Annotated in this window: 25 protein-coding genes and 1 pseudogene; 9 read left to right on the top strand and 17 right to left on the bottom strand. The window is 72.3% G+C overall.

Annotated features, from left to right (window positions below):
• Nucleotides 1–4 precede the first annotated feature (4 nt).
• Nucleotides 5–787, bottom strand: a complete 783-nt coding sequence (locus OG892_RS37465) for a hypothetical protein (RefSeq protein ID WP_328864338.1) — start codon at nucleotides 785–787, stop codon at nucleotides 5–7.
• Nucleotides 788–1,038: 251 nt separating this feature from the next.
• On the opposite strand from OG892_RS37465, the gene OG892_RS37460 reads away from it, so the two are divergent.
• A complete protein-coding gene (locus OG892_RS37460) occupies nucleotides 1,039–1,809 on the top strand; it encodes an SDR family NAD(P)-dependent oxidoreductase (protein ID WP_371631402.1) in 771 nt (256 codons plus the stop codon).
• A 26-nt stretch (nucleotides 1,810–1,835) separates the two neighbouring features.
• Nucleotides 1,836–2,198, top strand: a pseudogene (locus tag OG892_RS37455) (MerR family transcriptional regulator); the annotation flags it as partial.
• Between the two features lie 27 nt (nucleotides 2,199–2,225).
• Here OG892_RS37455 and OG892_RS37450 read toward each other — a convergent pair.
• The 5 genes from OG892_RS37450 to OG892_RS37430 form a co-directional block, all read right to left on the bottom strand.
• A complete protein-coding gene (locus OG892_RS37450; protein ID WP_024489726.1) occupies nucleotides 2,226–2,420 on the bottom strand; it encodes a hypothetical protein in 195 nt (64 codons plus the stop codon).
• 173 nt (nucleotides 2,421–2,593) lie between these two features.
• Nucleotides 2,594–3,757 carry an acyl-CoA dehydrogenase family protein gene (locus OG892_RS37445; protein ID WP_371631401.1) on the bottom strand — a complete coding sequence of 388 codons (1,164 nt, stop codon included), beginning with the start codon at nucleotides 3,755–3,757 and terminating at the stop codon, nucleotides 2,594–2,596.
• On the bottom strand, nucleotides 3,754–4,941 hold the full coding sequence (locus OG892_RS37440) for an acyl-CoA dehydrogenase family protein (protein ID WP_371631400.1): 1,188 nt from the start codon (nucleotides 4,939–4,941) through the stop codon (nucleotides 3,754–3,756). The genes OG892_RS37445 and OG892_RS37440 overlap by 4 nt, the downstream gene beginning before the upstream one ends.
• Nucleotides 4,938–5,906: an NADPH:quinone oxidoreductase family protein gene (locus tag OG892_RS37435; RefSeq protein WP_371631399.1), complete on the bottom strand. Its 969-nt coding sequence runs from the start codon at nucleotides 5,904–5,906 to the stop codon at nucleotides 4,938–4,940. Before OG892_RS37435 ends, OG892_RS37440 begins: the two co-directional genes overlap by 4 nt.
• Nucleotides 5,907–6,106: 200 nt before the next feature.
• Nucleotides 6,107–8,785, bottom strand: coding sequence for a beta-N-acetylglucosaminidase domain-containing protein (locus tag OG892_RS37430; protein ID WP_371631398.1), 2,679 nt, complete (start codon nucleotides 8,783–8,785; stop codon nucleotides 6,107–6,109).
• A 145-nt stretch (nucleotides 8,786–8,930) separates the two neighbouring features.
• Between OG892_RS37430 and OG892_RS37425 the strand changes: the two genes are divergently transcribed.
• On the top strand, nucleotides 8,931–9,908 hold the full coding sequence (locus tag OG892_RS37425) for an SDR family oxidoreductase (RefSeq protein WP_371631397.1): 978 nt from the start codon (nucleotides 8,931–8,933) through the stop codon (nucleotides 9,906–9,908).
• Between the two features lie 206 nt (nucleotides 9,909–10,114).
• On the opposite strand, the gene OG892_RS37420 is transcribed toward OG892_RS37425, so the two are convergent.
• Both OG892_RS37420 and OG892_RS37415 read right to left on the bottom strand, forming a co-directional pair.
• Nucleotides 10,115–10,969: an enoyl-CoA hydratase/isomerase family protein gene (locus tag OG892_RS37420; RefSeq protein WP_371631396.1), complete on the bottom strand. Its 855-nt coding sequence runs from the start codon at nucleotides 10,967–10,969 to the stop codon at nucleotides 10,115–10,117.
• Between the two features lie 74 nt (nucleotides 10,970–11,043).
• Nucleotides 11,044–11,775, bottom strand: a complete 732-nt coding sequence (locus tag OG892_RS37415; protein WP_371631395.1) for a PIG-L deacetylase family protein — start codon at nucleotides 11,773–11,775, stop codon at nucleotides 11,044–11,046.
• Nucleotides 11,776–11,924: 149 nt separating this feature from the next.
• On the opposite strand from OG892_RS37415, the gene argG reads away from it, so the two are divergent.
• Both argG and OG892_RS37405 read left to right on the top strand, forming a co-directional pair.
• Nucleotides 11,925–13,376, top strand: a complete 1,452-nt coding sequence (gene argG, locus OG892_RS37410) for an argininosuccinate synthase (RefSeq protein WP_073734012.1) — start codon at nucleotides 11,925–11,927, stop codon at nucleotides 13,374–13,376.
• Nucleotides 13,377–13,507: 131 nt separating this feature from the next.
• Nucleotides 13,508–14,080 (top strand): rhodanese-like domain-containing protein, encoded by a 573-nt coding sequence (locus OG892_RS37405; protein ID WP_328864346.1) that lies wholly within the window; start codon nucleotides 13,508–13,510, stop codon nucleotides 14,078–14,080.
• 64 nt (nucleotides 14,081–14,144) lie between these two features.
• Here the strand turns inward: OG892_RS37405 and OG892_RS37400 are convergent, their stop codons facing one another.
• Complete coding sequence (locus OG892_RS37400; RefSeq protein WP_073734014.1) at nucleotides 14,145–15,440, bottom strand: alpha/beta fold hydrolase; 1,296 nt, start codon at nucleotides 15,438–15,440, stop codon at nucleotides 14,145–14,147.
• Nucleotides 15,441–15,545: 105 nt separating this feature from the next.
• On the opposite strand from OG892_RS37400, the gene OG892_RS37395 reads away from it, so the two are divergent.
• Entirely contained in the window at nucleotides 15,546–16,709 is a 1,164-nt protein-coding gene (locus tag OG892_RS37395; protein ID WP_328864347.1) for a betaine/proline/choline family ABC transporter ATP-binding protein, read from the top strand.
• A gap of 29 nt (nucleotides 16,710–16,738) precedes the next feature.
• On the opposite strand, the gene OG892_RS37390 is transcribed toward OG892_RS37395, so the two are convergent.
• The 8 genes from OG892_RS37390 to OG892_RS37355 all read right to left on the bottom strand — a co-directional run bounded on the left by OG892_RS37390 (nucleotide 16,739) and on the right by OG892_RS37355 (nucleotide 23,076).
• A complete protein-coding gene (locus OG892_RS37390) occupies nucleotides 16,739–17,296 on the bottom strand; it encodes an SMI1/KNR4 family protein (protein WP_371631394.1) in 558 nt (185 codons plus the stop codon).
• A 64-nt stretch (nucleotides 17,297–17,360) separates the two neighbouring features.
• Nucleotides 17,361–18,020 (bottom strand): methyltransferase domain-containing protein, encoded by a 660-nt coding sequence (locus OG892_RS37385; RefSeq protein ID WP_328864349.1) that lies wholly within the window; start codon nucleotides 18,018–18,020, stop codon nucleotides 17,361–17,363.
• A 91-nt stretch (nucleotides 18,021–18,111) separates the two neighbouring features.
• Nucleotides 18,112–19,260, bottom strand: coding sequence for a serine hydrolase domain-containing protein (locus tag OG892_RS37380; RefSeq protein ID WP_371631393.1), 1,149 nt, complete (start codon nucleotides 19,258–19,260; stop codon nucleotides 18,112–18,114).
• Nucleotides 19,261–19,377: 117 nt separating this feature from the next.
• Nucleotides 19,378–20,331 carry an ABC transporter substrate-binding protein gene (locus tag OG892_RS37375; RefSeq protein WP_073734018.1) on the bottom strand — a complete coding sequence of 318 codons (954 nt, stop codon included), beginning with the start codon at nucleotides 20,329–20,331 and terminating at the stop codon, nucleotides 19,378–19,380.
• Nucleotides 20,328–21,005 carry an ABC transporter permease gene (locus tag OG892_RS37370; protein WP_073734019.1) on the bottom strand — a complete coding sequence of 226 codons (678 nt, stop codon included), beginning with the start codon at nucleotides 21,003–21,005 and terminating at the stop codon, nucleotides 20,328–20,330. Before OG892_RS37370 ends, OG892_RS37375 begins: the two co-directional genes overlap by 4 nt.
• A complete protein-coding gene (locus OG892_RS37365) occupies nucleotides 21,002–21,679 on the bottom strand; it encodes an ABC transporter permease (protein ID WP_073734020.1) in 678 nt (225 codons plus the stop codon). The genes OG892_RS37370 and OG892_RS37365 overlap by 4 nt, the downstream gene beginning before the upstream one ends.
• Nucleotides 21,680–21,782: 103 nt before the next feature.
• A complete protein-coding gene (locus OG892_RS37360; RefSeq protein ID WP_328864352.1) occupies nucleotides 21,783–22,487 on the bottom strand; it encodes an alpha/beta hydrolase in 705 nt (234 codons plus the stop codon).
• Nucleotides 22,480–23,076, bottom strand: coding sequence for a PadR family transcriptional regulator (locus tag OG892_RS37355; protein ID WP_328864353.1), 597 nt, complete (start codon nucleotides 23,074–23,076; stop codon nucleotides 22,480–22,482). Before OG892_RS37355 ends, OG892_RS37360 begins: the two co-directional genes overlap by 8 nt.
• 70 nt (nucleotides 23,077–23,146) lie before the next feature.
• On the opposite strand from OG892_RS37355, the gene OG892_RS37350 reads away from it, so the two are divergent.
• The 3 genes from OG892_RS37350 to OG892_RS37340 all read left to right on the top strand — a co-directional run bounded on the left by OG892_RS37350 (nucleotide 23,147) and on the right by OG892_RS37340 (nucleotide 25,716).
• On the top strand, nucleotides 23,147–23,539 hold the full coding sequence (locus tag OG892_RS37350) for a nuclear transport factor 2 family protein (protein WP_371631392.1): 393 nt from the start codon (nucleotides 23,147–23,149) through the stop codon (nucleotides 23,537–23,539).
• Between the two features lie 57 nt (nucleotides 23,540–23,596).
• Nucleotides 23,597–24,286, top strand: coding sequence for a formylglycine-generating enzyme family protein (locus tag OG892_RS37345; protein WP_371631391.1), 690 nt, complete (start codon nucleotides 23,597–23,599; stop codon nucleotides 24,284–24,286).
• A gap of 137 nt (nucleotides 24,287–24,423) precedes the next feature.
• A complete protein-coding gene (locus OG892_RS37340) occupies nucleotides 24,424–25,716 on the top strand; it encodes an alpha/beta family hydrolase (protein ID WP_371631390.1) in 1,293 nt (430 codons plus the stop codon).
• Nucleotides 25,717–25,923: the final 207 nt, after the last annotated feature.

Here is a 25,923-nt window from a genome sequence, read left to right as displayed (position 1 = left end):
CGCTTCACGGCCGTGCAATGTTGCCGGATCCCCCGCCGCCCCGGCGCTGCCCGCCGGCTCCGCGCCGCGCGCCGGTCCGGCGGTCGAGCAGCTCGCGCCGGATCTCGGCGGCCGTGCTCCTGGCCCGCTCCGAGGTCGCCCTGCGGTCCGCCTGGGCGGGCACGAACCGGTGCGGCGCCAGTGCGCACCGCGGGCACGCGGTGTCGGTGTGGATCAGCCGGCCGTCCTCGCACTGCGGGTCCTCGCAGAATGCCGAGCCGAGCAGGTGTCCGGCGATCTCCAGGGGCGGCCAGCGGCGCCCGCCGTCCTCGTCCTTCTCCTGGAGGGTGTGGGCCCAGCGCGCGTTCCACCGGCGCTCCACCCGGTCCAGGAGCTGGTCCGGGCTTCGGCGGCCGAGCTCCCGGTGGATCATCTCGACGAGTTCGGCCGGATACTGGCCGCCGAACTCCCTCATCAGCGGCTGCGGAAGGGCGTGCAGGAGGTAGCCGACCGGGTCCGCACCCGGCCGCTGCCACTTCCGGCACTGGCAGTCCCCGTCCGGGGTCAGCGGGGTGCGGCAGCGGTTGCACAGGCCCCGGCAGTCGCCGCACAGTCCGTGGTCGAGCCCGTCCAGATGCCGGGCGGGCGCCCGGCCGCACTCCCGGCAGCAGGAGGCGCACAGTCCGCAGAGCCGTTCGAAGCCGACGACCGTCGCCCAGGGCCGCTGCTGGCAACGGCAGCAGCGGCTGCTGCGGCAGTGCTCGTGGTGCACGGCGCCCGGTTCGCGTCCCAGTGGGGGCAATGACATGGCTGCGTTCTCCGGGTCCCGGCTCGGTGCGGCGCCCGGCAGCCGTTGCCGTGCCGGACGGGGATACGGTACGCGCTGCCGCGCACCCCACCGGACCGTTTCACACCCGTATGCCCGGGGCCCCCGAACGGCTGGACAAGGCAACCAACCGACCGAAACACATATGTTCCTGTACGTACCGGGACCATCTGTGCGCGATTCCGTGCCGCTGCTTGACCTTGCCGTTGGCGGCAGGGTTGAACGATTGCCGCATGAACAGCAGCTCAGCACCTTCCAGATCTTCCGTCGACCGCGTCGTCGCCATCACCGGAGCCGGGACCGGCATCGGCCGCGCCACCGCCCACGCCTTCGCCGCCGAGGGGGCCACCGCGCTCGTCATCGGGCGGCGCCCCGGCCCGCTGGAGGAGACCGCGGCCGGGCACGACCGGATCGTGCCGCTGGTGGCCGACATCACCGGCCCCGGCGAGCCCGAGCGGATCGTCCGCACCGCGCAGGAGACGTACGGGCGGCTCGATGTGCTGGTCAACAACGCCGCCGTGGTCCGCAGCGCCGCGCTCGACGCCGTGACCACCGAGATCATCGAGCCGCAGATCGCCACCAACCTGGTCGCGCCCCTCCTGCTCTCCCAAGCCGCGCTGCCCCTGCTGGAGGCCTCGGGCGGCGTCATCGTGAACATCAGCACGTCGATCGGACAGCGGGGGTGGCCGGGCGGCTCCGTCTACGCGGCGACCAAGGTGGCCATGGAGCTGTTCACCCGCACCTGGGCGGTCGAGCTCGCGCCGCGCGGCATCCGCGTCGTGGCGGTCGCGCCCGGTGCGATCGGGACCCCGATCGGCAAGCACCAGGGTCTGACGCCCGAGCAGTTGGCGGCGCTGCGGGAATGGCAGCTGGCGCACACGCCGATGCGCCGGCGCGGCACACCGGCGGAAGTGGCACGCTCGATCACGTATCTCGCCTCACCCGACGCCTCGTTCATCACCGGTGCGGTTCTCCCGGTCGACGGCGGTGCGGTGGTCGCGTGATTAGAGTGAACGGGGAGGTGGTGGGCGTGCTGATCGGCGAACTGGCCGCGGTCACCGGCACGACCGCGCGTGCGCTGCGCCACTACGAGCAGGCCGGGCTGATCACTTCGCGGCGGGCGGCCAACGGATACCGCGTGTACGAGGGGCGCACGGTCGTCCGGGTCCGGAACATCCGCCACCTGCTGGCCGCCGGGCTCACGCTGGACGACGCGCGGGCGTTCCTGCCCTGCCTGGACGGCGATGTGGCCGCCTCCCCGCCCTCACCGCAGGGGCTGCGGATCGCCCGCGAGCGGCTCGCGGTGCTCGAAGCGCGGATCGCCGCCCAGACCGAGGCGCGGGACCGGCTGGCCGCGGCGCTCGGGGCGCTGTCCGGTGGCCAGGGCCGGCCGGGCGGGGCCACCGGACCGGCGACGGGGTCAGGGCCTGATGCTGCTCACGACGTCGGCGGTGGCCGTGAGGCCCTCCTGGATGGTGGGCGCCATGCTCGTCCCCGCGAGGAAGAACCCCAGCAGGCCGCAGACCAGCGCGTGTGAGATCTTCAGTCCGCCGTTGCGGAGGAAGATCACCGCCAGGATCAGCAGAAGCAGCACCAGTGAGATCGAAATGGCCATGGCCAACCTCCTCCGCCGCGCCTGAATTGCGGCATTCGGCGGCCAGTTTGGCGTAGCGGAGGAGCCATCCGGCGCACTGGCGTGTCCGCCAAACGGGTACGGCTGGGCGGCCACGGACGGGGCTGGGCGGGCCCCCGGCCGGCCGGTCCTGCCGGGGGCCCGCCCAACGGGTCTCAGGGCGCGGGCAGCTCCATCAGTTCGGCGACGGTCTCGCGGTGGCGGCCCGCCGTGCCGTACGCGATCGAGTCGGCCTTGGCGCGCTTCAGGTACAGGTGCGCCGGGTGCTCCCACGTCATCCCGATGCCGCCGTGCAACTGGACGCACTCCTCCGCCGCGTGAACGGCGACCTTGGAGCAGTACGCCTGCGCGACGGCCACCGCCAGCGGCGCGTCGGGGCTGCCGGTGGCCAGCGCGTCCGCGGCGTTGCGCGCCGCCGCCCGCGCCGAGACGACCTCCAGCCAGAGCTGCGCCATGCGGTGCTTGAGCGACTGGAACGAGCCGACGGGCCGGTTGAACTGGCGGCGCTCACGGGTGTACCCGACCGTCTCGGTGAGGCACCACTCGGCGATCCCGAGCTGCTCGGAGGCGAGGAGCCCGGCTCCGGACAGCAGTCCGGCGCGCACCGCTTCCCGCGCGGTCCCGGCGTCCGCGAGGCGGGTGCCGGTGGCGCCGGTCAGGGTGACGGTCGCGAGCGGACGGGTCAGGTCGAGCGCGACGAGCGGCTCGACGGCGACGCCGGGGGCGTCCGCGTCGACCGCGTACAGGCCGTCGGCGGTGGGCACCAGGAGGACGTCGGCGCTGGCCGCGTCCGCGATCGGGCCGAGCGTGCCGTCGAGGGCGGCGAGCGGGGTGCCGGCGTCCGGCGCGGCGTTCCCCGGCGCGGCTGAGAACGCCGCGGTGGTCTCCGGGGCGGCGGCGGAGAACGGCACCGCGAGCACGGCGGTCCTGCGGCCCGTGGCCAGTTCGGTCAGCAGCGCGGCCACCGGCCCGTCCTGGCCACCGAGCACGAGCAGCGTCCGGGTGGCGACGACGGAGCTGGTCAGATACGGCACCGGGGCGACGCGGCGCCCGAGTTCCTCCATGACCACGGCGGCCTCGCGGTGCCCGGCACCCTGCCCGCCGAGCTTCTCCGGCACCAGGAGTCCGGCGGCGCCGATGCCGGTGGCGAGCGCCTTCCACAGCTCCGGCTCGTACGGCGTGGCGGACTCGGTGCGGGCGATCACGGCCGGCGCGTCGCACCGGGCGTCCAGGAGCGAGCGGACGGCGGCGCGCAGATCCTCCTCGGCCTCCGAGTACAGCAGATCGGGCGCCTGGCTCTCTTCGGTCCGTGCGGTCATCGGGACAGGTCCTTCCAGGCGACGTCCTTGTCGTTACGCGGCTCCGCGGGCAGGCCGAGGACGCGTTCGGCCACGATGTTCAGCAGTACCTCGCTCGTGCCGCCCTCGATGGAGTTGCCCTTCGAGCGGAGGTAGCGGTACCCGGCGTCCCGGCCGGTGAAGTCGACGAGTTCGGGCCTGCGCATCGTCCAGTCGCTGTACAGCAGCCCCTCGCCGCCCAGGAGTTCGACTTCGAGTCCGCTGATCTCCTGGTTGAGCCGGGCGAAGGCGAGCTTCATCCCGGAGCCCTCGGGGCCCGGTTGTCCGGCGACGAGCTGCTGGCGCAGGCGCGCCCCGGTGAGCCGGGCGACCTCGGCCTCCACCCAGAGGGTGAGCAGGCGCTGGTGCAGGTCGTGGGTACGCAGTTCGGGGCGTTCGCGCCAGGTCGCGGCGACCGGTCCGATCATGCCGCCCTCGCGCGGGATGCGCGCTCCGCCGATGGAGACGCGCTCGTTCATGAGCGTTGTCTGCGCGACCTTCCAGCCCTCACCGACCGGGCCGAGCCGGTGGCTGTCCGGGATGCGGACCCCGGTGAGGAAGACCTCGTTGAACTCCGCCTCGCCGGTGATCTGCCGCAGCGGCCGGACCTCGACACCGGGGTCGGTCATATCGCAGATGAAGTAGCTGATGCCGCGGTGCTTGGGCACGTCGGGATCGGTACGGGCGATGAGGATCGCCCAGCGCGCCAGGTGGGCACTGGACGTCCAGACCTTCTGCCCGTCGACCACCCAGTCCTCCCCGTCGCGGACGGCGCGGGTACCGAGGGCGGCCAGGTCGGAGCCGGCGCCCGGCTCACTGAAGAGCTGGCACCACACCTCCTCCCCGACCCACAGCGGGCGCAGGAAGCGCCGCTTCTGCTCTTCGGTTCCGTAGCCGAGGACGGTCGGGGCGGCCATGCCGAGGCCGATGCCGATGCGGCGCGGATCGTTGTCCGGTGCGTCCGCCGCGGCGAGTTCGGCGTCGACGACGGGCTGCAGGGAGCGCGGCGCGTCCAGGCCGCCGAGTCCGGCCGGGTAGTGCACCCAGGCCAGTCCGGCGTCGAAGCGCGCCTTGAGGAAGTCGGTGCGGTCGGTGGTGGCCGGCGGGTGGGCGGCGAGCAGTTCCCGGGTGAGGCGGCGCAGTCCGGCCGCGTCGGGCGCGGTCATCGGGCGGCTCCCGAGGGGATGACGACGATGCGGCCGGTGCTGGTGCCGTCGGCGACGCGCTGGACGGCGGCCGCCGCCCCGTCCATCGGGACGCGCTCGCTGACCAGGGGTTTGATGACGCCCTCGGAGGCGAGCCGGGTCAGCTCCCGGTGACAGTCGCGGACCGCCTGCGGGTCCTTCGTGTTGTACAGGCCCCAGTGGAGCCCGAGGACCGAGTAGTTCTTCACGAGCGCGTGGTTGAGCCCCGGGGTGGGGATCACGCCGCTGGCGAAGCCGACGACGACGATCCGTCCCTCGAAGGCGACGCACTTCACGGACTTGGCGTAGGCGTCGCCGCCGACCGGGTCGTAGACGACGTCGGCACCGCGTCCGCCGGTCGCGTCCTTGACGGCCGCGATGATGTCATCGGTGCGCCGGTCGATGACCAGGTCGCAGCCGAGCGCGGTGGCGGCCTCGGCCTTCTCCGCGCCGCCGACCACTCCGATGACGGTCGCGCCGGCGGCCTTGCCGAGCTGGACCGCCGCGCTGCCGACGCCGCCGGCCGCCGCGTGGACGAGCAGCGTCTCACCGGCCCGCAGGTGCGCCCGCCTGTGCAGTCCGAACCAGCCGGTCTGGTAGCCGATGTGCAGCGCGGCGGCCTCGGCGTCGTCCAGGGCGTCCGGGGCGGGCAGCAGGGCCGCCTCGTCCGCGACGACGTACTGGGCGAATCCGCCGTGCGGCAGCGCGGGGGTGGCAAGCACCCGGCGCCCGTCCTCGGTCCTGCCGCAGATCTCCACGCCGGGCGTGAACGGCAGCGGGGGCCTGACCTGGTACTGGCCGCGGCAGAGCAGCGCGTCGGGGAAGTTGATGTTCGCCGCGAGCACCTCGACGAGCGCCTGCCCGTCGCCGGGCGTGGGCCGGTCCGTCTCCTCCAGCCGCATCACCTCGCTCGGCTCACCGTTCCGGTGCACTCGCCATGCCTGCATGAGGGGCCTCCACAACACTGTCGGCATTACCACTGCTCCGGCGCATACTAAGCGGTCGCTTGCCCCTCTGGGAACAACCCGAGGGTGACCGTTTCGGCCGGCCCCGACAGCTGGGCCGTGGCAGGTGAACCGTGACATGGCTGTGCGCCCGGCCCCGCCCGCTGTGGTGCGGGGGTGCCGGGCGCACTTCGGGCGGGCCGCTACCTGCCCGCCACCACCTCCGCGATCTGCGGCGCCTGCGCGCCCTTGCGCCAGGTCAGCCGCACCGCGTCGGCGGTCCGGCCGTGCGTGTCGATGCCGGTGTACGCGCCGCCGAGCCGGCCGACGGTCTGCCAGTCGCCGTCCGCGTTCCGCAGCTGGATGTCCGCCGCGCCCTTGGTACCGGCCGGCCGCAGGACCGTGACAGAGCCGACCGCACGCGCGCTGCCGAGCCCCACTTCAAGGAACTCACCGGCCTGCGGGGCCCGTGCGGCCCGGTAGACCGTGCCCGGGTCCCCGTCGGCCGCCGAGTCCATGGCGGAGTCGGTGGCAGCGGGCGGGTTGCCGGTGACCGCGCCGTCCGTGGTCGCGACGTGGAACTCGCGGACGACGACCCAGCTGGTCTGGGCCGCGGTCGCCCGCGCCCGCACATAGCGGGCCTTCGTGCCGGCGGGCGCGGTCGCGGCGACGTCCGGCTTGCCGGAGAAGGCGGTGAGCGACTGCCAGCTCTTGCCGTCGGCCGAGTACTCCAGCACCCCGTCGTGCAGGTAGTCGTCGGTGCTGCCGGGCTTGCCCATCGCGAGGGTGATGTCGCCGATGTCCCGGGACTCGCCCAGGTCGACGGTGAACTGATCGTCCACCGCGGGCGCCCCGTCGCTCCAGAAGTACGTGGAGTCGTCGCCGTCGAGCATCCGGGCGGCGGTGTTGCCCTGGTAGGTGCCGAGGCTCGTCGATGCGCCGGGCCGGCCGCTCACGCCGAGGATCCGGTCGTACTCGGCGGTGGCCGCGTCGACGAACCCGTCCAGTACCCCGTCACCGACATGGACCGGCACCTTGCCGCCGCCGAGGCCTGTGTACACGAAGGACTTGGCGTGCTCGACCTGCGCGGGCAGTTGCTGCCGGAGGTCCCAGGCCTGTGCGCCGTTCCCGGCTCGGGCCGCCTCGACCATGCGCAGGGCGGTGCGGGACGCGGTCGCCCAGGCCTCGGTGGCGTCCAGCCAGGGGCCGGAGTCCTCGATGAAACCCCGGTCCGGAAGTGCCGCGCGCAGCCGGGCGGGGGCCGCGCCGAGGTCTCCGAGCACGGTGGTGAGCCGCTTCGCGTCGCCGGACTTCCAGAAGCGCGCGACCTCCGCCGCGAGCTCCGGCGCCTTGTCGGTGTTGAGCGCGGAGCTGTAGTTGACGTCCGCGAAGGCGCGCAGCGCCTGCTCGGTGCGGGCGTCGCCCCCCGCGTACTCCTTGAGGCCCTTGCTCCACGAGGTGCGCGGGTCGTACGCGGCGTCGTTCCAGGAGTAGTCCGCGACGGTGTACAGCGAGAGCTTCGAGGCGTACGGCTGGATCATCGGGTTGGCGGTGATGCCCGCGAGCCTGCCCGGGAGCCCCTTCTCGCGCCCGTTGAACGGGCCGAGGAGCAGCCGGTCGGTCGCGTAGTCGTTCACCGGGTAGTTGTCCCACGTCAGGATCGGGTGCCCGAACACCTTTCGGGCGGTGTCGGCCTGAGCCACCGTCATGGTCGGCGCGACGACTCCCACGCCGGTCCATTCGACGAGCACATCCGGGTCGAGCTGCTCGGAGAGGGCCGTCTTGTAGGCCGATTCGCTGATGTTGTAGTACTCGGTGGGGACCATCTGGAGCGGTTGCGCACCGGGGTGGGTGGCGATGAACTCCTTGTTGACCCGGTTCAGCAGGTACGCCTGCGCGGCTCCCGCCGCGCCGCCGCCGGTCCCCCACTTCTCCTTGTCGGCGTCGCAGTTCCAGTCGGTGTAGCTGATGTCGTCGAGCGGCACCGCGAACGTCCGTCCGCCGATGTCCCAGATCGTCTGGAACTTGTCGACGAGGGCCTTGACGTCCGCGTCCGAGCTGTAGCAGACCGACAGTCCGGGAGAGAGCGCGTAGGTGAACTCGACGTGCCGCTGGACCGCCCGGTCGGTGAGCTCCTTGATCTGTGCCAGCTGGGCGGCCGGGTAGGCGTCGCGCCACTTCTCGCGGAGGTAGGCGTCGTCCTTGGGCGAGTACACGTAGATGTTCATCTTGTGCTCGCCGTAGTAGTCCAGCTGGTCCAGCCGGGCCTTCTGCGACCAGGGGGTGCCGTAGAACCCTTCGATGACGCCGCGCAGCGCGGTGCCCGGCCAGTCGCGTACCGCGAGTCCGCCGACCCGGGCGCCCGGCCGCTGCTGGTGCGGCAGGATCTGGCGCAGGCTCTGTGCGGCGTAGTACGTGCCGGTGGTGTCCTTGCCCGCGAGGACGATGCGGTCCGCCCCGATGCCGAGGACGTAGCCGTCGGCGGGCAGTCCGTCGGTGCCTTCGAGCTTCTGGGCGGCGAGCGCGCCGGCGTCACCGACGTGGACGGTGAGCCCGCTCGCGGATGCCCGCGTGCTCCGGACGACGCGCTGCGCACCGGCCCGCTTCAGGGCGGTCTCGACCACGGCGAGCGAGGACTCGTCGGCCGTTTCGCCGGCCACCACGGTGACGGTGGGAGTGACGGTGATCCGGTCGGACCGGCTCTTCACCGACTGCGGGGTCGGGGTGATGACGGGGGTCCCCGGGCTGTCCTGGGCCTTCGTCGCGGTGTCGGTTGCGGTGGGGCCGGCCGCCTGCGCGGACGGCCCGGCGGCCAGCAGGCCACCGATGAGCAGGGCCGCCGCTGCGGCCGTGGCGGTGAGACGGGGTGGGCGAGGCGTCACAGATCCTCCATTGATCACTCAAGTCATCAGAGTCGCGCAACACAACTGGACTGAATTCAACATCCTGTCGCTGGCATGTCAATGGTCTGGACAACATCACTGCGTGGACCTGGAGTTTTGCCTTCGGACGCGGTACTTATGCGCCATGACAGAGCCCATGCGCACCCCCGGATTCGCCGCTCCTCCCCCGCTGGGCGCCAGTGCGTTACCACCCGGCACATACGACGGCGTCGTGGTGCTGGTGACCGGCGGCGGCTCGGGACTCGGCAAGGCGATCGCCGCCGAATTCGCCCGGCTGGGCGCGGATCTGGTGCTGGTCGGCCGCGACGCCGAACGGCTGGCCGCCGCCCGGGACGAGCTGGCCCCACTGACCGGCGGCCGGGTCATGACCGCACCGGCCGACATACGCGACCCCGACCGGATCGCCGAGGTGTTCGACGCGGCCGAGGCCCAAGTGGGTCTGCCGGGAGTACTGATCAACAACGCGGCCGCCAACTTCCCCTCCCCCGCGGAGGACTTGTCGCCGAACGCCTGGCGGGCGGTCCTCGACATCACGCTGACCGGCACCTGGTTCATGACCCGGGAGTTCGGGCGGCGCCACCTCGCAGCCGGCACGGCGGGCTCGATCGTCAGCGTCGGCGCGTCGTACGCCTGGACCGGCGGCCCCGGCTACGCCCACTCGGCCGCCGCCAAGGCCGGGGTCAAGAACCTGGTCGAGACGCTCGCCGTGGAGTGGGGTCCGTACGGAATCCGGATCAACGGACTGGTGCCGGGGCTGATGCCGCACGAGGACATGACGACCGACATCCGGGGCCACCTGGACCGGGCAGGCGAAACGGACCCCGGGCACAACGGACACAGCGATCACGGCAAGCCCGGCGAAGACAGCACACGCGATGAACACGACGCGCGGCAGCCCGCGTTGCGGGTCGGTCTGCCGCGCGAACTGGGCTGGGCGGCGACGTTCCTGGCCTCGCCGTACGCCGGCTTCGTCTCCGGCCACTCACTCGTGGTCGACGGCGCGAACTGGCAGCGGCGCTCGCTGGTCGCCCCGCCCGTGGTACCGGTGCGCGAGCAGCTGGGCCGTGGCCCGTTCGCCCCACCCGGGCCCGGCGGGCGGTGAGTCAGGGTCTTTCGTTGGATCCGGCCTGATCCAACGAAAGACCTAAGGGCTGTCCCGCAATTCCTGGTGGATCAGCGCACGGCGTCAGATGCGGTGCATCGCAAGGCGGAGAGGCGCCCGCATACTGGATGTATTCGGGCGTTTCGACAACGCGGCGAGGTGCCGTAGCTGTCGTCGTGCGCCCGCCAGGAATTGCGGGACAGCCCTTAGCCGCCCTCGAAGTGCGGCGGCCGGCGGGCGGCCTTGGCCGCATAGCCCTCCGCGCAGTCCTGCGAGGTGAGGGTGACGGCGGCCGCCAGCGCCGTCCGGTCGAGCGCGGCAGCCATCCCGGCATCCGCGAAGGCGTCGACCGAGCGCTTGATGTGCCGTACGGCCAAAGGGGCGTTGGCCGCCACCGCGTCGGCGACGGACCGCGCGGTGCCCGCCAGTTCACCGGGCGGCGTGACCCCCTGGAGCAGCCCGATCCGCTCGGCCGTCGCCGCGTCGATCCGGTTTCCGGTGAGCGCGAGGTACTTCGCCCAGCCCGCCCCGGCCTCGCGGGCGATGCGCATGTCGCCGCCCGCGTCGACGGCGACCCCGATGCCGGCCTCCGGCAGCGCGAACACGGCGTCGTCGGCGGCGATCCGGATATCGGCCATGAGCGCCAGCTCGAAGCCGAAGCCCAGGCAGTAGCCCTGGACGGCGGCGACCACCGGCTGCGGGAGCCCGGCGAACGCGGCGAAGCGTTCGTGCACCCAGCGGATGCCCTCGTAGTAGTTCTGGGTGCGCTCGGCGGGGGAACGCCCGGTGATGGCGCCACCGGGCGCGGTGACGTCGATCCCGGCGCAGAAGGCCCGGCCCTCGCCGCGCAGCAGAACGGCCCGGATCGAGCCGTCGAACCTGATCCGGTCCGCCATGATGCCGAGCTGTCTGCTGGACTCCCAGCTCCAGCCGTTGAGCCGGTCGGGGCGGCAGAGGGTCAGCACACCCACGCCGTCCTCGATCCGGAGCGTGATCCGCTCCTCGCCCTGCGCAATACCGTGATCGAGGATGTCGAGCACCGCCACCCCTCCCGCCCTCAACTGACGTACCGTCAGAATACCTTGTGCGGCACAGAGTACGGCGGCACGCCCGGGGCGGCCAGGGCCCGTCCGGCTCAGCGCGCGAACAGCTCGAAGGTCACGGCGGGCCGGCCGCCGAACCGCTCGCCCGACGCCTCCGCGTTGCCGGCCAGGAAGGCGCGGCAGTACTCCTCCGGGTCCTGGTCCGTGAGCACCTCGATGTACGTGCGGTGGGCGAGCAGCGAGTGCACGGAGCGTTCGAGTCCGACCGTCACATCGACGGCGTGCGTCGGCGTGGCAGAACCGGCGACGGCCACCCAGCGCACCCCGTTCCACGGATCGAGCCCCTGCTCGGCCAGCTCCGGGAAGATCCAGCGGTTGCCCGCGTCGCCCGCCGCGTCCAGGGCCGCCCGGCCGACCGCGCGGTGATCGGGGGTGTTCCAGGCGACGCCGCCCCAGGTGTCGCGGTGGTTGAGCGTGACGATCAGCTCGGGCCGGTGGCGGCGGATGGCCGCCGCGATGTCGCGGCGCAGCTCCACGCCGTATTCGATCACCCCGTCGCGATGGTCCAGGAACTCCACCCGGGAGACCCCGACGACCGCCGCGCTCGCGCGCTGCTCCCGCTCGCGCAGCGGTGCGCACTTCTCCGGTTCGAGGGTGTCGATGCCGGCCTCGCCCCGGGTCGCCAGCAGGTAGCCGACCTCTCGGCCTTCGTCCGTCCATACGGCGACGGCCGCCGCGCAGCCGTACTCCAGGTCGTCGGGGTGCGCCACGACGGCGAGCGCGCGCCGCCAGTCCACGGGCATGGATTCCAGCTGCTCGGTCATACCGGCAGGCTAGGGGCTGCCCCGCGATCCCCGGCGGATCAGCGCACGGACCCGCCGACGCGGACCCGCCCCGCCGGCACGGACCCGCCCGGTGACGCGTCCACGGACCCCACTTTGCATGATCATGCGTAATAGCGCATACTCTTCCCATGTCTAAGGTTCTTACCTCCCTGCCGGCCGGCGAGCGCGTCGGCATCGCCTTCTCCGGTGGCCTCGACACCTCCGTCGCGGTCGCCTGGATGCGCGACAAGGGTGCCGTCCCGTGCACCTACACCGCCGATATCGGCCAGTACGACGAGCCCGACATCGCGTCGGTCCCGGGCCGCGCGTCGGCCTACGGCGCCGAGATCGCGCGCCTGGTCGACTGCCGTGCGGCGCTGGTCGAGGAGGGCCTGGCCGCGCTCACGTGCGGCGCGTTCCACATCCGCTCGGGCGGGCGTGCCTACTTCAACACCACGCCGCTCGGCCGCGCCGTCACCGGCACCCTGCTGGTCCGGGCGATGCTCGAGGACAACGTACAGATCTGGGGCGACGGCTCCACGTTCAAGGGCAACGACATCGAGCGGTTCTACCGCTACGGTCTGCTCGCCAACCCGCACCTGCGGATCTACAAGCCCTGGCTCGACGCGGACTTCGTCCATGAGCTGGGCGGCCGCAAGGAGATGTCGGAGTGGCTGCTCGCCCACGACCTCCCCTACCGCGACAGCACCGAGAAGGCGTACTCCACCGACGCCAACATCTGGGGCGCCACCCACGAGGCCAAGACCCTTGAGCACCTCGACACGGGCGTCGAGACCGTCGACCCGATCATGGGTGTGCGGTTCTGGGACCCGGCGGTCGAGATCGCCACCGAGGACGTCACGATCGGCTTCGACCAGGGCCGCCCGGTGACGATCAACGGCAAGGAGTTCGCCTCCGCCGTCGACCTGGTGATGGAGGCGAACGCCATCGGCGGCCGCCACGGCATGGGCATGTCCGACCAGATCGAGAACCGGGTCATCGAGGCGAAGAGCCGCGGCATCTACGAGGCCCCGGCACTGGCCCTGCTGCACGCCGCCTACGAGCGGCTGGTCAACGCGATCCACAACGAGGACACCGTCGCGCAGTACCACAACGAGGGCCGGCGCCTGGGCCGTCTCATGTACGAGGGCCGCTGGCTCGACCCGCAGGCGCTGATGATCCGCGAGTCCCTCCAGCGCTGGGTCGGCGCGGCGGTCACCGGCGAGGTGACGCTGCGGCTGCGGCGCGGCGAGGACTACTCGATCATGAACACCTCCGGTCCGGCGTTCAGCTACCACCCGGACAAGCTGTCCATGGAGCGCACCGACAACTCCGCGTTCGGCCCGGTGGACCGGATCGGCCAGCTCACCATGCGCAACCTCGACATCGCCGACTCCCGCGCCAAGCTGGAGCAGTACGCCGATCTCGGCATCGTCGGCAACACGCACGCGACGCTCATCGGTGCCGCCCAGGCGGCCTCGACCGGGCTGATCGGCGCGATGCCGCAGGGCGGCGCCGAGGTCATCGCCTCCCGCGACCGCGCGGAGGGCGACGACGACCAGATGCTCGACCGCGCCGCCATGGAGTTCGGCACCGACTGACCGGGGCCCGCACGCATCCGCCCGGACTCCGTTCACCACGGCTTCGGATACCCCGACGGGTACCCTGGCCCGTCCGGGGCAGGAGAGAACGAGAACCCGCCCCGCCCGGTGAACGAAAGGAAACACCGCTCGTGACCAGCCCCGTATCGCTCTCACCAGCCCAGGCCGCGGCCCGCCTCACGGAGTTCACCGTCATCGATGTGCGGGGTCCCGGCGAGTACGCCTCCGGGCACGTTCCCGGCGCCCTGAACATCCCGCTCGACCGTCTCTCCGAGGCCGTCCCCGCGCTCAAGTCCGCCTCTGCACGCGGCGCACTGCTCGTCGTCTGCGCCTCCGGAGTCCGCTCCACCCGGGCCTGCGACATCCTCTCGGCCGCCGACATCGACGCCGCCACGCTGACCGGCGGCACCTCCGCCTGGGAGGGCGAGGGCCGAGACCTGGACCGCCCCGCAGGCTCCCGGGCCGGCTGGCCGCTGGAGCGGCAGGTGCGGCTCGCCGCCGGTTCGCTGGTGGTGGCCGGTCTGCTGGCGGGGGTCCGTTATCCGGCCGCGCGCTGGCTGTCCGCCGGTATCGGCTCCGGTCTCGTGTACTCCGCGGTGACCGACAGCTGCGGCATCGCGGCGGTCCTGTCCAGGCTCCCGTACAACCGTGACCCGCGGGGAGCGACGAGCCTGAACGCGACGCTGGACGCCCTCCAGGGCTGACCCGCGACCCGCCCGGCCCCGTCGCGGCGCCGGGCTTCGTCGCGGGCCGGAGCCCTTCGCGGTCTCAGACCTCGTCGCGGACCAGGGCGAGCAGCCGGTCCAGGACCTTCGGGCCGCCCGCGCGCAGCCCGTCGTGCTCGTACTCGTCGGTCACCCAGGTGCGCAGCCCGCGGATCGAGGCGGCGGTCCGCAGCGCGTGGGCCGTGTCCACGTACATGTCGTCGTGGTAGACGGCGGCGGCCACCGGTACCTCGTTGGCGGCCAGCCGCTCCGCGTCGTACAGCGGCTCCCAGTCGCCGCGGGTGGCGAGCAGCTCGGCCGTCTCGCGAAGCGGGCGCAGGGCCGGGTCCACGTCGAAGTGCCAGGGGTGGATGCTCTCGCCGGTGAACAGGACCGGGCCGTCGCCCCGGAGCGCGGCCGCCGCGTCGAACTGCGGGAACTCGGCGCGCACCCGCTCGGCCGCCCAGCCTGTGGGGCGTTCGCCCTGGCCGTAGATCGGCTCGTGCAGGAGCGCGTACAGCGGATGCCCGGCGAACGAGCAGGCCGTGCGCATGGCCTCCTGGAAGGCGTCCGAGAGCTCGGTGCCGTGCGGGGTGCGGACGAAGGCGTTCTCCAGCAGGTAGTGGAGCTGATGGCTGCCGCTGCCCCCGCCGAGCATGATGCCGAGGGACTGGAACCCCTCGGGCGTCAGCCGGTGTCCGCCGCTCTCGGGGTGGTGCTCCGCGAGGTGAGCGGTGATCTCGCGGGCGCGCTCGACGTCCTGCGGGTAGCGGGCGTAGTGCGCGGCGTTCTTCCGCTCGATCCTCGGGTACGCGGCCCGGTAGACGTCGTCCGCGTGGGCGTCGAGCGAGGGCAGACCGCCGGTGATCAGGACGGTGCTGAGCCCCTCGGGCGCGGCGGAGAGATAGCGCACGGCGCAGAAGCCGCCGAAGGACTGGCCCAGCACCGTCCAGGGCGCGCCGCCGGTCAGCTGCGGGCGGATCAGCTCGCAGTCCCGCACGATGCTGTCGGACCGGAAGTGCGTCAGGTAGTCGGCCTGCTCGCGCGGGCCGCCGCGCAGCGGCAGGGTCTGCCGGTTGGCCGGGGCGGACAGACCGGTGCCGCGCTGGTCGAGGAGCAGCACCCGGAACTCCCGCACCGCGCGGCCCAGCCAGGCCTCCGTGCCGGTGAAGCGGCGGGCGCCGAAGCCGGGCCCGCCCTCCAGGTACAGCAGCCACGGCAGCTCCTCCGCGGCCCTGGAACCCGCCACCACCTCCCGGCCGAAGATCTCGATCTGCTCACCGCCGGGGTCGGTGTGGTCGAGCGGCACGGTGAAGTGGCGGTCGGTGAGGACGACGCCGGGCTGTCGGTAGCTGTTCAAGGGTGCTCCTGAATCCGATGTTTCCCGGACAGTTCAGCACACCCGGGTGACCCGGACAGTCCCGGCCCGTGTGCGGCGGGACCGGTGGCCTCCTAACGTGCAGTCATGATCCGGTTCGAGCAGGTCGGCAAGGTCTATCCGGACGGCACGACGGCGGTGCACGAACTGTCCTTCGAAGTCCGCGAGGGTGAGCTCGTCACCCTCGTCGGCCCGTCCGGCTGCGGCAAGACCACCACGATGATGATGGTCAACCGGCTGATCGAGCCGACCTCCGGGCGGATCCTGGTGAACGGCGAGGACATCTCGACCCTCGACCCGGTGAAGCTGCGCCGCGGGATCGGCTACGTCATCCAGCAGGTCGGGCTCTTCCCGCACCGGACGGTCCTGGACAACACCGCCACGGTCCCGGCACTGGTCGGCTGGAAGCGGTCCAGGGCGCGGGAGCGGGCGGCCGAACTGCTGGATCTGGTCGGCCTCGATCCGGCGGTGTACGGCTCCCGGTACCCCGCCCAGCTCTCCGGCGGCCAGCGCCAGCGGGTCGGCGTGGCACGCGCGCTGGCCGCCGACCCGCCGGTGCTGCTGATGGACGAACCGTTCGGCGCGGTGGACCCGGTGGTGCGGGAGCGGCTCCAGAACGAGTTCCTGAGCCTCCAGGCGACGGTCAGGAAGACGGTCCTGATGGTCACCCATGACATCGAGGAGGCCGTGCGGATGGGTGACCGGATCGCGGTGTACGGGGAGGGCCGCATCGAGCAGTACGACAGCCCGGGAGCGGTGCTCGGGGCCCCCGCGACCCCGTACGTGGCCCGGTTCGTCGGTGCCGACCGGGGCCTCAAGCGGCTCTCGGTCACCACGATCGAACCGGAGGACCTGGAGGAGCCCCCGGTCGCCCGCCTGGACGAGCCGGCCCGGGTGGCGGCGGCCCGGCTCGGCGCCGCGGGCTCACGGTGGGCCGTGGTCCTCAACGGTACGGGCGACCTGCACGGCTGGGTGTCGGCGGACGCGCTGCGGATCGCCGGGGAGCACGGCACGGTGGGCGAGCTCGCCCGCCGGATGGACGCGTGGGTGCCGGTCGGCGCCCCGTTGAAGCAGGCGTTCAGCGAGATGCTCCAGCACGACGCCGGCTGGGTGGCGGTGCTGGACGGGGCGCGGTTCCTCGGCGTACTGACTCCGGCGAAGCTGCACGAGGCGCTTCGCCGCTCCGTGGACGCGGACGCGCAGGGCGTGGGACGCGACGAGGTCGACTTCGACTCGGTGTCGGACGCCTGACGGGCGCGCGTCCCCCGCCCCCGCCGCGTCTAGACGCCGACGGACAGCCGGCTTCCGGCCTGTTCCCACGGCTCGGGTTCGGCCACGTCGTCCCTTTCGTAGGCGTCCTCCTCGAACCAGCCCGTCCCCGCGAGCCAGGTCTCCAGCCACTCCGCGAGGCCGGCGGAATCGAGGAACCAGCACTGCTCCCACGATCCGCCGCCGTACGGGTTCGGTTCGAAGAGCAGGACCTGACCGTCCTCACTGAGACAGTCGACGCCCGCGTACATGCCACAGCCCCAGGTCAGGACCGGTACGACGCCTTCGGGCCACTCCGGGTGCTCCACCCCGACGGAAGCCTCACGCCGCGTCAGGTATTCGCCGACGACACTGGCGTCCGGACCGGACAGCGGCAGCAGCCGGTACTCGGGGCCGAAGCCACCGTCGGCGACCTCGCGGTACAGGCGCGCCAGCAGGGGGTGCAGCGCGAAGCCCAGTCGGGCCTCGGCCTGCGCTATTCGGGCATCGTCGACAGGCGCGGGAAGGTCCTCGTTGTCCGATGCGGCGCGGACGGCGACGCGTTGTACGAGGTCATCGTTGTCGGTCATGACCGTGATGCTGCCAGAGCCCTCTGACATGCCGCGGATCAGGGCCGCCGGACGGATGCGGTGCTCAGGGCTGTTCGGGCCTGCGTGCGAGGAAGGTCGCGAAAGTCCGCTCGGCACCTTCACGGGGTTCCTCCACCAGTCGTGCGGTGAGGGCGAACCCGGCCTGCTTCAGGAGCTCCGCGATCCGGTCGGGCGGCAGCAGGTAGGACTCGTAGGAGACGGGGTGACCGCCGTACGCCTGGGTGGGGCGGAAGTGCTGGCCGGACCCCACGTGGCCGGCCAGCATCAGGCAGCCGCCCGGCGCGAGGGTGCGGCGGAACTCGCCGAACACCACGGGCAGCAGCGCCGGCGGGGTGTGGTGGGTGGAGTAGTAGGCCAGGATGCCGCCGAGTCCGCCGTCCCCGACCGGGAGCGAGGTCATCGAGCCGACACCGAAACGCAGATCCGGGTGGGCGATGCGGGCCAGCTCGACCATGGCGGGCGACAGGTCCAGCCCGAATACGTCCACTTGCCGCCCGGCGAGGTAGGCCGTGACTCTGCCGGGCCCGCATCCCAGGTCGGCGACGGGCCCGAGGCCGGCCGTTCGCACCGTCTCCGCGAAGACGTTCAGCATGCCCCGTGACAGCGGATCGAGCTCCTCCGGAGGCTTGACCCGTTCGAAGTAGGCGGAGGCGACGGTGTCGTACGACTCCCGGACGGCGGCGAGGTAGGTGTGATCGGGCATGCCGGCGACTCTAGTGAGGGCCCGCAGCCCATGTGATCGCATTCCCCGTCCGGAGGAGCGCTCCGGGAACCGGGGTCCGGGCGCCCGGGGTTCAGACGCCCGCCGCGTGCTGCCAGAAGTCCCGCATCATGACCGGCGGGGTGGGGCCCGCCATCGCGACCTGGCTCAGCATGATGGCGACCGTGCCGGTGGACGGGATGATGTGCGCCGTCGTGCCGGTGCCACCGACCCAGCCGTAGCGCCCCAGCACGTTCCAGGAATCGAGCGTCTCGACGTCGACCGCACCGCCGAACCCCCAGCCCTGGCCCTCGGTGAACAGCCCGCTGGCCGCGCGCTGAGCAGGTGTCAGGTGGTCGGTCGTCATCTGCCGCACCGATTCGGGCGTCAGCAGGCTGCGGCTGCCGACGGCCCCTTCGTCGAGCAGCATCCGGGCGAACGCGTACCAGTCGTCGACGGTCGAGACGAGCCCGCCGGCCCCGGACGGGAAGTCCGGCATGCTGCTCCACTGCCCGTCAGGGGCGTCCAGGAGTTCCAGTGCGCCCTCCGCGCCCGCCCGGTAGTAGCCGGTGAACCGGTCGAGCCGGTCCGCCGGGACGGCGAAGCCGGTGTCGGTCATCCCGAGGGGTTCGAACAGCCGCTCCGCCATGAACTCCGGCAGCGACTGGCCGGAGGCCCTGGCGATCAGGACGCCCAGGATGTCGGAGCAGGTGTTGTACAGCCACGCCTCCCCCGGCTGGTGGAGCATCGGAATGCGGGCCAGTGTGGCCATCCACTCGTCCGGGGCGGCGACGCCCCGCGGCTCCGGCGAGCCCTGGTGCAGCTCGCTGAACAGCGGCGCGAGAGCGGGCAGCGAGAAGTCGGACGGGAATCCGTACCCGGCGCGGAAGGTGAGCAGGTCGAACACGGTGATCGGCCGGACGGCCGGGACCACGTCGTCGGCCGGGCCGTCCGGGGTGCGTACGACCTTCGGTGACGCCAGTTCCGGCAGCCACCGCCCGACCGGGTCAGAGGCAGCGATCCGGCCGTCCTCGATCAGCATCATGGCCGCCGCCGCGGTGAGCGGCTTGGTGATCGAGGCGATCCGGAAGATCGAGTCCCGGGCCATCGGCGTACCGCCGTCCGTGAAGGCGGAACCGGCGGCCTCCACCTCGATGCGTTCGCCGCGGGCCACCAGCCCCACCGCGCCCGGCACAGAGCCATGACGGACATGCGTTTCGAGTACTTCGCGCAGGGTGCTCATCGCTCCGCCTTCTCAGGTGTGGGGTTCACCAGGATGACTCCGCCGGAGGTGCGAACTCATCGGACCGCGCCGACCGGGCGCGACCTGGCCGGATCTCCTGACCGGGCCAGGTCGCGCTCAGCCGGCCGGAATGAGGTGCTCGGAGCGCAGATAGTTGCGGGCCACGTCCTCCGGGAGCCGTCGCCAGCTGTCGACCTGCTCGTTCAGCCGGGCCAGGTCCGCGGTGGTCAGTACGGTGTTGAGCTTGCCCAGCGCCTTGCGCACGCCCTCGCTGCCCGCCCGGGAACGGTTCACGACGGGGACGAGGTAGTCGGCGTTCTGCAGGTGCTTGTCGTCCGCGAGCAGGACGAGCCCGAACTCGTCCAGGGTGGCGTCGGTGGTGGTGGTCAGCACCATCTGGTCCCGGCCGCTCTGGACCGCCTGCTTGGCCTGGGTGGTGCCGACGCCCTTGGGGTCGACGGCGGTGATGTCGATGCCGTACGTCTTCTTCAGTCCGGGTGCGCAGTACGGGCGCTGCACGCATTCGTCGCCTGCCGCCAGCCGGACCGGCAGCCCTGATCTGCCCAGGTCGCTCAGCGACTTCAGGTGGTGCTTCTTCGCGTACGCGGAAGTGACGGCGAAGGCGTTCTGGTCGACGGCGCGTCCGGGGTCCAGGACGGTGAGTCCGCGCGGTGCGGCCAGTGCGCGCAGGGCCTTCATGGTGACGGCGAGGTCCGGGGACCCGACGGGCGCGGCGTCGGCGCCGTTCTTCTTGGCGTTCAGCCAGTCGCCGAAGGTGGCGGCGTACTCCGGTACGACGTCGATCTGGCCGCTCTCCAGCGCCGGTTCGTAGATCTCCCGGTTGGTGACGGAGATGATCTTCGTGGAGTATCCGGCCCGGTCGAGCAGCAGGGCGTACATCTGGGCGAGCAGATCGCTCTCGGTGAATCCCGCGGAGCCGATGGTGAGGTGTTTGCTGTCACCGGGTGGCGCGGTGACCTCGCCCTGGTTCTCCAGTGCCGGTCCGGTGGTGCAGGCGGTCATCGGCAGCGCGAGGAGCAGGATCGCGGGGACCGTGCGGCGGGCCCTCATCCGGTGTTCCCGTCGCGGACCCAGTCGGGTGCGAGCCGCTGCGCCAGCTCGAAGAGCCCTTCGACGATCAGGGCGAACACGGCCACCAGGACCGCTCCGGCGACGACCTGGGCGGTGGAGGCGAGGTTGAAACCGGCGGTGATGATCCGGCCCAGACCGCCGCCGCCCGCCAGGGCCGCGATGGTGGCGGTGGCGACGAGTTGCACGGCGGCGATCCGTACGCCGGTGAGGATGAGCGGCAGGGCGAGCGGCACCTCGACCTGGAACAGCAGCTGCCTGCCGGTCATCCCCATGCCCCGGGCCGCCCGCACCACGTCCTGGTCCACCTCCCGCATGCCGACGTAGGCGTTGGTGAGCAGCGGCGGTACGGCGAACAGGACGAGGGCGACGATGGTCGGCCCTTCGCCGAACCGGCCGACCGGGGTGAGCAGGAGCAGCACCAGGACCGCGAAGGTGGGGACGGCCCGGCCGACGTTGGAGATGTTGACGGCGAGGGCCCCGCCCTTGCCGAGGTGGCCGAGGACCAGAGCGACCGGCAGCGCGATGAGGCAGCTGATCAGCAGGCAGACGACGGTGAGGTAGAGGTGCTGGCCGAGCCGGGTCCAGATGCCGTCGTCGCCGTACCAGTGCGCGGAGGTCGTGAGCCAGGACCAGGCCTTGCCGAGGGTGTTCACGACTGCCTCCGGGTCCAGGGGGTCAGCAGGCGCTGCACGAGGAGGAGCAGCAGGTCGGCGGCGACGGCGATGACGACGCAGAGGACGGACGCGGTGAGCACCTGGGCCTTGAAGTAGGTGTTCATCCCGGAGTAGATGAGGTTGCCGAGTCCGCCGTAGCCGACGATCGCGCCGATGGTGACCAGGGAGACCGCGGAGACGGTGGCGATGCGCAGGCCCGCCATGGCGGCGGGCAGGGCGAGGGGCAGTTCCACGGCGACGAGCAGCCGTACGGGTCCGTATCCCATGCCCCGGGCCGCCTGCCGGGTCTCCTCCGGTACGGCTCTGAGTCCGGCCAGGATGTTCCGTACGAGGAGGGTGAGGGAGTAGAGGACCAGGCCCGCGACGACGAGCGCGGCGGAGAGTCCGTACACCGGCAGCAGCAGCGAGAACATCGCTAGGGACGGCACGGTGTACAGGACGGTGGTGACCCCGAGCACCGGACCCGCCGCCCAGCGCCAGCGGCGGGCGGCGAGGGCGAGCGGCAGGGCGAGCGCCAGTCCGATGAGCACGGCGATCACGGTCAGCTGGAGGTGCTGGAGCACGGCCTCCCACAGGATGTGCCGGCGGCTGCTCAGGTAGGCGCCGCAGATCCATTCGTTGCGCGCGAGGCAGTCGTCCGGGGGCGCGGTCACCCGTCCATTGCAGCCCGGAACGGGGCGGGAGCGCGCGTACTGATCGACTGTTCGTGGCGGGGACGGCGGGCGGTGCCGGGCCGCAGGGGCTGCCGGCGCCCGCTCATTCCCGCCGCTCGGCCGCCGCGGTGAGGATCCGGACCAGCTCCGCCGGCCGGGAGTACATCGGCCAGTGGCCGGTGTCCATGGTGACCAGCTCCCAGCTGTCCCCGGTCAGCAGCGCGGCCACGTCGTCGCTCGGTTCCGGGCCGTCGAGCAGGCATTTGACGTAGGTGGCCGGGAGGCCGTCGAGCGGGCGGCCGAGCACGGCGGGATCGCTCAGCGAGGCGCCGGGGTGCGGCGTCGCGTCGGCCACGATCCGCGCGGTCTGCTCCTCGGTGAGCCCCTGGCCCTCGAAGTCGGCCGCGGCCGGCGGCGCCCAGGAGCCTCCGTTGCCCGCGATCTCGGCCTCCAGCGCGGCCGGGCCCTGCCACCACGCGGAGACGAAGGACTCGCCGTCGGCCGGAACGCCGGCGTCCACGAAGACGACCCGGGCCAGCCGGTCACCGATGCGGGAGGCGGCCTGGCCGACCGGGATGCCCGAGTAGCTGTGGCCGACCAGGACGACGTCGCGCGGGCCGAGGCGCTCCACCTCGTCGACGATGTCGGTCACATGGGTCTGCGGGCCGACCGGCAGTCCTCGCCTCTCCCCGACGCCGGTCAGGGTCACCGGGTGGGCGCCGTGCCCGGCCGCGCGCAGTCCGGGTACCACCTCGTCCCACGCCGACGCTCCCAGCCAGGCACCTGCCACCAGTACGAATTCAGTCATGGGACGAACCTAACCGAGGGGTCTGACAGCGCCGTTGAGTCGCCCGCCGGTCCAGGATCCGCAGCACCTGTTCGCCCCAGCGCAGGTTCTCCGCCTCGAAGGACCGTCCGCGCATCAGCGTCAGGTAGGGGCCGACGCGGTCGGTCTCCGCCAGGTAGGTCTCCTCGTCGCGGCCGTCCAGCAGGCGGTCCCGGAGCCGTTCGTAGCGGGCGAGCTTGGCGCGCGCCCACTCCATGCGTTCCGCGACCGAGGCGCGAACCGCGTCCTGGTCGCCGGCGTCCACCGCCTGGGTCATGACCAGGAGCTCGTCCCGGATGGCGATGGGGCGGGGCGGTTGCGCGGTGAACGCGGCCAGCGAGGCGCGGCCCGCCTCCGTGAGGGTGAACATCCTCTTGTTCGGCCTGCGCTGCTGCTCGACCACCCGTGCCTCGATCAGGCCGCTCCCCGCCAGCCGGTCCAGCTCCCGGTAGAGCTGCTGCGGGGTGGTGGACCAGAAGTCCGCCACCGCGACGTCGAAGACCTTGGCCAGGTCGTAGCCGGAGGCCTCGCCTTCCAGCAGGGCCGCCAGGACCGCGTACTTGAGAGACATCTGGACACGTTAACACCGATGTGATTAACCTCTTTCACGCCTATTCAACAAATTGACTATGGAGCGCCGCATGCACCCCTTCCGCGAAGCCGTCGAGGCGCACGATCTCGACGCGATCGAGGCGATGCTGGCCGAGGACGTCGTCTTCACCAGCCCGGTGGCGTTCAAGCCGTACACCGGCAGGCCCCTCACCGTCGCGATCCTGCGCGCGGTCACCGAGGTGTTCTCGGACTTCCGGTACGTCCGCGAGATGGCGAGCGCGGACGGCCGTGACCACGCGCTCGCGTTCGTCGCGAAGGTGGGCGACCGGGAGATCGGCGGCTGCGACTTCCTGCACCTGAACGAGGCCGGCGAGATCGACGACATGACCGTGATGGTCCGGCCGCTGTCCGGGGCACAGGCGCTGGCGGCGGCCATGGGCGCGCGGTTCGACGCGATCACCCGCGAGGCGTCGGCGGGCTGACCCGGCCGGGCGCGAACCGGGCAGCGTCCCCAGCGACGTTGATACGATCAGCGCTCCATGGACACAGTCACCGACATCCGGATGATCAGCGTCCCGGCAGGCCGGGTCACGCTGTCCGACCGTCGTACGCAACGCAGTTGGACGGTCGCCCTCACTCCGTACCGCATCGCCGCGTCCGTGGTCACACAGGACCTGTACGCGCGGGTCACCGGCGAGCGCCCGGCCACCGCACAGGGCGGCCGGCTGCCCGTCGAGAGCGTCTCCTGGCTGGACGCGGTCCGGTTCTGCAACGCCCTGTCGGCACAGGCCGGGCTGACCCCCGTCTACCGCCTCGAAGCCGCCGCCGACGGTACGGAGGGGACGGAGTCCGTCGGCCGGGACACCGCCGCCGACGGGTACCGGCTGCCCACAGAGGCGGAGTGGGAGCACGCCTGCCGCGCCGGCACGACCGGCGCGCGTTACGGGGAGCTCGACGACATCGCCTGGCACCGCGGAAACTCGCGGGAGCGGATGCACGAGGTGGGCGGCAGGGAGCCCAACGCCTGGGGCCTGTACGACACGTTGGGCAATGTCTGGGAATGGTGCTGGGACGTCTACGACGCCGAGGTGTACGGCAGCTACCGGGTACTGCGCGGCGGCGGCTGGTTCGACGAGCACTGGAGCTGCCGGGCATCGGTGCGGCGGCGCAGCCACCCGACGTTCCGGATCGACGACACCGGGTTCCGGGTGGCACGTTCCGTCCTGTGACGTGCCACGGCCTCCGGGGAGACCGTTCCCGGCGGAACGAACCCCGCCGTCGGCTTGCGGACCCGTGGTGCACGGTGTCGACTCGGAGAAGGTGCGCGGACGGCTGTCCCTCCTCTCCCGGTCTGGGGTGAGTCCCGGTGCTTTTCTCCGATCGCGCCGACGCGGGACAACGGCTCGCGGCGGCTCTCCGCCCGCTGGCGGGTAGCGATCCCGTCGTGCTGGGCCTGCCCCGCGGCGGGGTCCCGGTGGCCTTCCGGGTCGCCCAGGAGCTCGGCGCCCCGCTCGATGTGATCGTGGTCCGCAAGCTCGGCGTCCCGCGCCACCCGGAACTGGGCTTCGGCGCCATCGGTGAGGGCGGTGTGCGGGTCATCAGCGAGGACATCCTGCGCCGCAGCGGGGCCTCCTCGTCGGACCTCGCCGCCGTGGAGCGCGCCGAGGGCGCCGAGCTGCTGCGGCGGGCCCGCGCCTTCCGCGGCGACCGGCCGCGCATCCGCTTCGAGGGACGCGTCGCGATCATCGTGGACGACGGCATCGCGACCGGCGCGACCGCCCTGGCCGCGTGCGAGGTGGCCCGTGCGCAGGGCGCTGCACGCGTCGTGCTGGCCGTACCGGTGGCGGCGCCGGACGCCGCCGAGCGGGTACGCGGCCAGGTGGACGAGCTGGTCTGCCTGTCCACGCCGCTCCGGTTCTCGGCGGTGGGCGAGTGGTACCGGGACTTCGGCCAGACGGCGGACGAGGAGGTCGTCGCGCTGCTGGCGCGGGCCGCGGACCGGGCCTCCGCGCCGACGCCCGTCGAGGTGGACGTGGAGGCGGGCGGCGTCGTGCTGCCGGGTGAGCTCACGGCTGCCGGATCCGCCCGCGCCCTCGTGGTGTTCGCCCACGGCTCGGGCAGCAGCCGGCACAGTCCGAGAAACCGCGCGGTGGCGGCGGCCCTGCACCGGGCGGGGTTCGGCACCCTGCTCTTCGACCTGCTCACACCGGCGGAGGAGGCGGACCGCGCCAACGTCTTCGACATCGAGACCCTGGCGGAACGGCTGGTGAACGCCACCGACTGGCTGCTGCGCCGCGAGTCCCTGCCGGTAGGTGTCTTCGGGGCGAGCACCGGGGCCGCCGCCGCGCTGCGGGCGGCCGCGGCCGTGGGAGCGGAGCCCGGCACGGGGATCGGCGCGGTCGTCTCCCGGGGAGGCCGGCCCGATCTGGCGGGCCCCTGCCTCGGTGACGTCCGGTCTCCGACGCTGCTTGTCGTGGGCGGCCGCGACAGCCGGGTACTGGAGCTGAACCAGCAGGCGAAGTCGGCTCTGCGCTGCGAGAACCGGCTGGACGTCGTCGCCGGCGCGACGCACCTGTTCGAGGAGCCGGGCGCGCTGGACGAGGTCGCGGAGCTGGCCCGGGAGTGGTTCACCGAACACCTGGCGGACCGGTCCGGCTGACCGGTCCGGCTGACCGGGACGAACGCCGGGAGCGGATGTCCGTACGAATAGGTGAACTCGAAGCAACCCTGAGCGCGCCACAGCCGTCTTGATCCACAACAAGGCGGTACGCCGCACACGATAAGCGTCTTCCGACCCCCCATGAGCGCACAGGTCGGACCACCGGGCAACTATGCACTGCATGTATACATCATGCGTATAGTTGGC

Source organism: Streptomyces sp. NBC_00341 (genome assembly GCF_041435055.1).
Taxonomy (GTDB): domain Bacteria; phylum Actinomycetota; class Actinomycetes; order Streptomycetales; family Streptomycetaceae; genus Streptomyces.
This window is presented reverse-complemented; position numbering and strand designations above follow the sequence as displayed.